6 protein-coding genes are annotated in these 6,880 nt (G+C 61.5%); all 6 read right to left on the reverse strand.

The window, feature by feature from the left end; genetic code table 11:
- Positions 1-1,053: glycosyltransferase (locus VGH68_RS18545; RefSeq protein WP_331605133.1), on the reverse strand; the 1,053-nt coding region annotated here is incomplete at its 3' end.
- 66 nt (positions 1,054-1,119) lie between these two features.
- Positions 1,120-2,358 carry a glycosyltransferase gene (locus VGH68_RS18550; protein WP_331605140.1) on the reverse strand — a complete coding sequence of 413 codons (1,239 nt, stop codon included), beginning with the start codon at positions 2,356-2,358 and terminating at the stop codon, positions 1,120-1,122.
- Positions 2,355-3,587 carry a hypothetical protein gene (locus VGH68_RS18555; RefSeq protein ID WP_331605134.1) on the reverse strand — a complete coding sequence of 411 codons (1,233 nt, stop codon included), beginning with the start codon at positions 3,585-3,587 and terminating at the stop codon, positions 2,355-2,357. Before VGH68_RS18555 ends, VGH68_RS18550 begins: the two co-directional genes overlap by 4 nt.
- Positions 3,584-5,020, reverse strand: coding sequence for a DUF6418 domain-containing protein (locus tag VGH68_RS18560; RefSeq protein WP_331605136.1), 1,437 nt, complete (start codon positions 5,018-5,020; stop codon positions 3,584-3,586). The genes VGH68_RS18555 and VGH68_RS18560 overlap by 4 nt, the downstream gene beginning before the upstream one ends.
- A 14-nt stretch (positions 5,021-5,034) precedes the next feature.
- Entirely contained in the window at positions 5,035-6,102 is a 1,068-nt protein-coding gene (locus VGH68_RS18565) for a glycosyltransferase (protein ID WP_331605138.1), read from the reverse strand.
- Between the two features lie 247 nt (positions 6,103-6,349).
- Positions 6,350-6,880 (reverse strand): CpsD/CapB family tyrosine-protein kinase (locus VGH68_RS18570; RefSeq protein ID WP_331605139.1); only part of this gene is annotated, 531 nt, incomplete at its 5' end.

Here is a 6,880-nt window from a genome sequence, read left to right on the forward strand (position 1 = left end):
CCGTCCTTCGTCCATCGCGAGCGCCTGATCTTCGAAATTCAGACCTTCGTAAGAGGCGTCATTGCCGACCGGCGGGCAACCGAACGAGATAGCCTCGAGCACCTTCGACTTGATACCGCCGCGCAGAAATGTCGGGCATAGCGCAATCGAGTTGGGGGTATAAACCTCATCGAGCGTCTTTGCGAAGCCGGCGAACACAACGTTCGGCACCGGTTCGTATTGACGCGACATGCGCCCGTAAATGACCAGTGGCAAGCTCAACTCGAGCTTTTTCCACGACGCGACCAGGTACTCGATCGCGAGCCGGTTCTGCAACTGGCTGTCCGCACCGACGAATACGAACCTGACCGGATCGACGGGCCGCGCCACCGGCTTGACCGAGTCGACTGGCGGTGCGATCACGTGCACGCGCTTTTTCACCGCATCGGGCAGGATACGCTCCAATGCATCAGCATCCGTTGTCGACACCAGGGTCACCGCGTTCGACGCAGCCGCCGCCCGCCGCTCATGGCCTTTGAGCGCATATTCCTCGTATCGGAGCAGCATGTTACGGGCGAATCGCGAATTGATCAGCTTGACGATTGCCGGCGGAATCGACTTCGCCAGGTAGCCGGCCGACAACGCGAAATTGCCGGTCCGCAGAATATTGGCGCGTCGCGACATGAGGTCGTCCAGGTCGCTGATGATGTGGCTCGACGGATAGCGCCGGCGAACGAATGCAGCATAGTCGACCATCCGGATACCATCGAAATAGATCACGTCGGGCTTGTACTCTTCAATTGCTTCGACAAGTCGCCGCTTTCCGTCGACACCGGCGAACATCGCGACTTGCAGCGCGCAAGGACTGGCGGTCACCAGCCCGCCGGCCACCCGCAGCGCCGCGCGCAGCTTTGAGGCGAGCGCACCCGCTTCGAATACGGAGGGTATCTTGAGTTCGCGCACGTCCGCATTCATGCCGATCGCCTGGCGGATGAAGCACAACGTGCGTTCGCGTCCGTTAGACGCAGCCTGGGGGATGTCCCGAGTCATTACCATCAGTACGCGCTTTCTCATGACGCCTCCGAACCTGGATAGGTCTTGAATCTTTCTAGTGGGTTGCGAAATCACGTGGACGCTGGATCAGCTTCGAGCGTCCCGGTCGACTTCAATGACGCCAGCGCCCGCCTCCTCGCCCCGTCTCGCGGCGGCCCGCAGCACCGCTTCAAACTGCTGCAGCTGTCGCGGCGGCAGAAAGTGACTGCGCCGGTCGTGGCAACGATGCGCGATGTCACGGTAGAAAGCCGGGTCGTCGATGAATCGGCGGATCAGCTTTCCCAGTGCCTGGACGTCGCCTCGCGGCACCGTCAATTCGGGAAACGCGGTGAATACTTCTGGCAGTCCGCCCGACGTGAACGCAATGGACGGCTTAAAAAATTCCCAAGGCTCGAAAGCGACCATTCCGAACGGTTCGTTCCACATCGACGTGACGACCACGAGGTCGACAAGCGGGTAAAAGTCTTGTGCTGGAACGAACCCATAACGCACGACCCGCAGACCGGGGTACTCCGCGATCAGCTGGTCCAGGATCTGTTCGTTGTCGCGCCCCGCGATGTGCAGTTCGAGGTTGTCTGTTTGGGCCGCCGCCGCGCCCGCGAAAAACTCGCGAATACCTTTGGTCGCGTCGGTACGCCCGATAAAGCCGAGCCGGAACGGCTTACGTGGTTCGGTAAACGCGGCCGGGACCGCGCTGAACGGTTGCCGCGCGTTATGAATCACGCAGGGCTGCGCAGCGGCGAAAAAGTTTTGCCGTCGGTGGCGCTCCAGCACAAAGTTGCTGACTCCGACCACATGCCCGACCAGCCGTGAAAACCACGCCTTCGGGGCCGAAACTGTCCGGCATCCGTTACAGGCGCGCTCACACGCGTGGCCGTCGCGAAACATCGTCGAGGTCGGGCAGACCAACCAGTAGTCATGCAGGACATGCACGACCGGAATCCGCAAGCACCAGGCGGCGAGCCATATGGCCGGTCCCATTCCCTTGAGGTTGTTCGTGCACAGCGCGTCGATATCGAGGCGCCGCAAATGGCGCAACGCGTAGAGGAATACGAGTGGGTTGAAGGTGTCCACTGCGCCGAACAAGGCCTTTTTGAGCCCGCTGCGCTCGGCGTGGGAGAACTGGTTATAGATGTTCGTATTCGGCATGCTGTGCAGGCGAAGACCATCCACGACCGCTGTTTGCGCCGAGCGTGCATCCGACAACGTGAAAATGGAAACGTCATGCCCGCGGTCACGCAGCTGGACCGCGAGATCGTAGACGACCATCTCGGTGCCGCCGACAACGTGCGGCGGAAACCGGTTATTGCACAGGCAGACCTTCATTGCGCCACCTTTAAACGTTGTCCCTGCCCGAAGACGGCAGCCCAGAACAGAATGATGGATAACGCGGTCCCCACCGCCGGCGAATACATCATCAGCGCGGTGGGCATCACGAATGGCGCGACGCCGATCGCAGCGATCGTCACGAGCAATTTGATGGTCATCAAACGGTAATGCCGCGCGCCGATCAGCCACGTGGTGAGCCCGGCGTCCACGAACGTCGCAATCGAGCATGCGGTGCCGAAGATCATCACCGGGATGCCGGCCTGGAACGCGGGTCCATAGATCAACAGGAACACCGTGCGTCCGACGAACAGGCTGCCGACCAGTGCGATCGCCGCGATCACCGCCAGATACGCGCTCAACTTGAGCGCCTTGCGAAGCTGCTCGTCGCCGCGAGCGGCGAACACCATGGTCGGCGCAAGCGCCAGCGCGAGCGTCGTACCCACGGAGTTCCACTGTTCGACGAGCGACGCCGCAGCCGCATAGATGCCGAGATCCGCTTTCGACATCAGCGTGCCGAGCAACAGGCGGTCCATCCGCAGCACCAGCACACTTGCGGCAATCGCCGGCCACATCCTGAGTCCGCGGACGATCAAGGTTCGCTTGATCGTGTCCGAACCGTGCAGCGACGGTGGCCGGTTGAATGCGAGCGTCCGATAGCGGCTGAACGGCGCGGCAGCAGCCACGTAGGCTTCGAGGGGCCATGCAAACGACGCGATGACCGCACCGACCGACGCGTGCGCGGCGCCGAGCAGCCACAGCACCCGCACGCCGCTCGCGTACGCTTTGGCTCGCGTGATCACCCATGGCTTGGTCTCCGCGTAGGCCATCAGCGAGCCGAGCGCGATCGGTTCGCACAGCATCACCAGTCCGGCGATCAGCATCAATGCGTTGTTCGAGGACTCCGTCAGCAACGCGACGACAAGCAGAAACAGCAGCGTCACGCTGAGCGTCGAACCCAGCCGCAAGCGGAAAGCACGGTAAAACACGAGGTGCCGCAGTCGCGGATGTCTGCCGAAGATCGGCGAAACGGCCTGAGCGCTGAAGATCAATGCCGCGCTGCTGACGACATAAGCGAGCGACAACGCAAACTGCAATTCGCCGAAGAACTGCGCGCCGTACAGCGTGGCGAACAGGTGATTGCTCGCGACCGCCGCGAGCGCGCCAATGCCTTTTTCGCACACGACGCCGGACAGCGATGAAAACAGCAGGGTCCGAAAAGATTTCACTCCGCCACCCACCGTTTCAGTTTGGTCGGCGCGGCCCGCGAATCGACCAGTACCCACCAAAGGAATGCCATTGCCACGTAAAACAGCGTGCGGACACTAAAGAAAGACCAATAGTCGCCCTGCTGGATTCCGGAGCTCGCGTAGCTCAACAGTTTCACAATGAGCCAGAGCATGATCACACCGCCGCGCAGCGCGAACACGATCTGCAATGCGCAAAGCGCCCCATATATCACGCCCGTGAACGCGATAAACAGCGCGCCGCCGACGAACCCGAACCAGAAGACGGGGACTGCCATCTGCCCCATCGTAAAGGTCACGTCATCTTTGATATACGTGGTGATCAGGTGCGGTTCGCCGTACGCGACCATCACGTCGCGCAAGCCGCTGAAGCCGATGCTGTCGTCGAAGCCGGGCTGGTTCAATTGCAGCAGCGACTCGGCGAAACGCCAGAACGCCGGCGCTCCGCCCAGCGGGGGTGCAGTAAACAGATGCGCGTCGTAGTCGACCACATACCAGACCTGCCCTTGCAACAGCGAGCGGTCGGTGATCGTGTTTTGCACATCGAGCCCTTGGCCCTGGTACGCGGAAAACACCGAGACGATACCGATGATCAGCGCGACGCCGCCCCCGATCGCCATATACCGCAGCACGGGCTTGCCTCGCATCAGCAGCACCGCGACCACCGGCGCAAGCACCGACAGACCGAAGTGCAGCACGGACATGAACTGCTCGCCGTGAAGGATGTAAAGATTGGTCGTCACAATGATCAGGACGATCGAAGACCATCTGACCATCGGGTTCTTGCTGGTCGCGAGCGCGCCGAGAAGCAGCGCAAGAAAGACCTGGTTGTTCAGGAACGTGTTGAACAACACGCTATCGGTGCCGGTACTTTCGTTGCGCAGCGTGTATCGGTTCACGCCGTTGAGCAGCGCGAAACCTTGCGTCAATCCCGCTGCAACCCCGGCGCCGATGATCATCAGCGCAAGCCCGAATCCGAGCGCCACGCTGCGCGTCTCCGCGGTGATCAGCGCGACCGGCACGTCCGGATCGCGAATCTTCAGCGAGCGGTTAAAGCCGTACAGCGCACAACCGACGAAAACGACGTAGAACAGCAGCAGGCGGCTAAAAGCACCGTTCGGCTCGCCGCGCACGCCCGTTTCGATCATCAGACCGCCCGCCTCGATGCCGATGCCGGCGACGAAGGCGGTCATTGCGATCATCATGAAATACAGCATCGACACCGAGAAGAGCGGTCGCGTCGCGACCAGATAGATGACCGCCAGCGCGGCCATCACGAAGGTCCATGTCGCGCTGGCCTGCGCGTAGCCGAGGCGTGGCAGCGCGGTGTTGAACAGCAACGCGAGCACCGCCACGACCGGCACGATCATGTGTGTCAGGGAAAGGGTCGGCTCGCTGACCTGGCGGATTTGCATGGCGCGTCCGGTTTTCATTTTGTAGCGGTGTGCTTGCCGTTGGCAGCGTCAGCGCCGGTCGCTTTAACCAGACCGTCGCGCAACGAAGCGCAAAGCACATCCGAAAAGTACTGCCGCGCGTTGACCCTGCCGCGTTCGATCAGGCGGTCCGCCAGCGCGGGGTCGGTCGCGAGACGATTGATTGCGCTCACCCATGCGTCCGGATCGGACGGATCACTGACCGGTAGAAACGAATCGCCCATCGACGCCCGATACACCGGCATGTTGGACGCCACGACTGGAATACCGGCGATCTGCGCCTCGATCACGGTCCGCCCGAAGCCCTCGTGCAGTGACGCGGACACGTACATGTCCGCTGCCTGATACAGGTAGCCGAGATCTTCGTCGCTGACGGAATCGAGAAAGTGAGCGCGAATGCCCGACTCATCGGCGAGCGTCGTGCATTCCTTGCGATTGGCCAGGTTGAACGGCTGGCCCGCGCGAACGATCACCAGATCGTTGCGCTTCATCCGCGCCAACGCGCGAAACAGTGTCACGTTGTTCTTGCGGGTCTCGTCCGAGCCGACATTCAGCAACAGGATCGCATCGCCGATATCCAGACCGAGGTGCTGCTTCAGGATCTCCCGCGCGCGAGCCCGCGCAGCGCCTGGCGTCGGTTCGTCGAGCGGCGAATATTTGTCTTCGAACGGGCAAGGCATGATCAGGATGCGCTCGGGGGCCACCGGCACCACCTCGCGCAACTCCGTGGACGTCACCTCACTTTCGACGAGCACCAGATTCGCTCGCGCGACCTGCCGCCGGATCGCGCGGACATACAACTCCTTGAGCCGCTCGAGGACCCCGCGGGCTTGCCCTTTGCGTTGCACGTGATGGAAAAACACGCAGACCTTGCCGCCGGCAGCACGCACGAGCGGCACGAGGAAGCTCAAATCCTCCTGATAAAGCACGACCATGCCGCTCGAGCGCGATGCCCGGATCGCAAGCAGCGGGTACACGACGAACTGCCACCAGTAGCGCTTGAACGACCTGGCTTGCGCGGGAATTTCGATCGTCTCGACATTGAAACCGGCGATCCTCTTCAAGGCCCGAATAAATATCAGGCTATGCTGACTCACGCCATTCCAGTTGCTCGAGCTCGGGCCCATGAACCAGACGACTCGCAGGTCGCCACTTGCATTCGGAACCACGCGGTGGGCCGGACTCGGGTTGTCCAGTCGGCTGCTTACCGGTCCCGTCAGCATCGAAAGAAGTCCCATGTATATCCCTGTTTGCGACGACGCGCGCCTATCGTGTGACTCACCGAAGTGGCCCGTCGCCTGTTGGCGCTGTTCAGCTCTGCTCGGACATGTACCGGTAAGCATTCGAGTAATAGCCGTAGCGCAGCGGCGAAGGCGTGAAGCCGTTGAACACGAGGCCATCGACCTTCGTGCCGACCTTCGCGAGCCGCGACATCGATTCGGCGACTTCCGCGTAGCTCACTTCTCCTTGCCGCGTGACGAACAGCGTCATGTCCGCGAATCTCGACAGCGCGGCCGCATCGGTGACCGGCAGCACGGGTGGAGAATCGACGATCACCACGTCGTATTCCTCCCGCAGCGACGCGATCACCGGTCCGAAGTTGTCGCCTCTCAATAGCTTGGCCGCCTTGTTGGTTTTCTTGCCGGCCGGCAACGCATGGAAATTGTCGGTCGCCTTGGTAATCACGTCGGCCGAATCGAGCGAGCCGTCGAGAACCCCGGATAAGCCGTTGCTGGTATTACCGGACAGATAGCGATGGACCTTGGACTTGCGCATATCCGCGTCAAGCAGCAACGTCTTGAGTCCTTTTTCGGCGAGCAGATACGCGAGGTTGGCCGAGAT

Origin of the sequence: Paraburkholderia sp., assembly GCF_036488505.1 — a bacterium.
GTDB lineage: Bacteria > Pseudomonadota > Gammaproteobacteria > Burkholderiales > Burkholderiaceae > Paraburkholderia.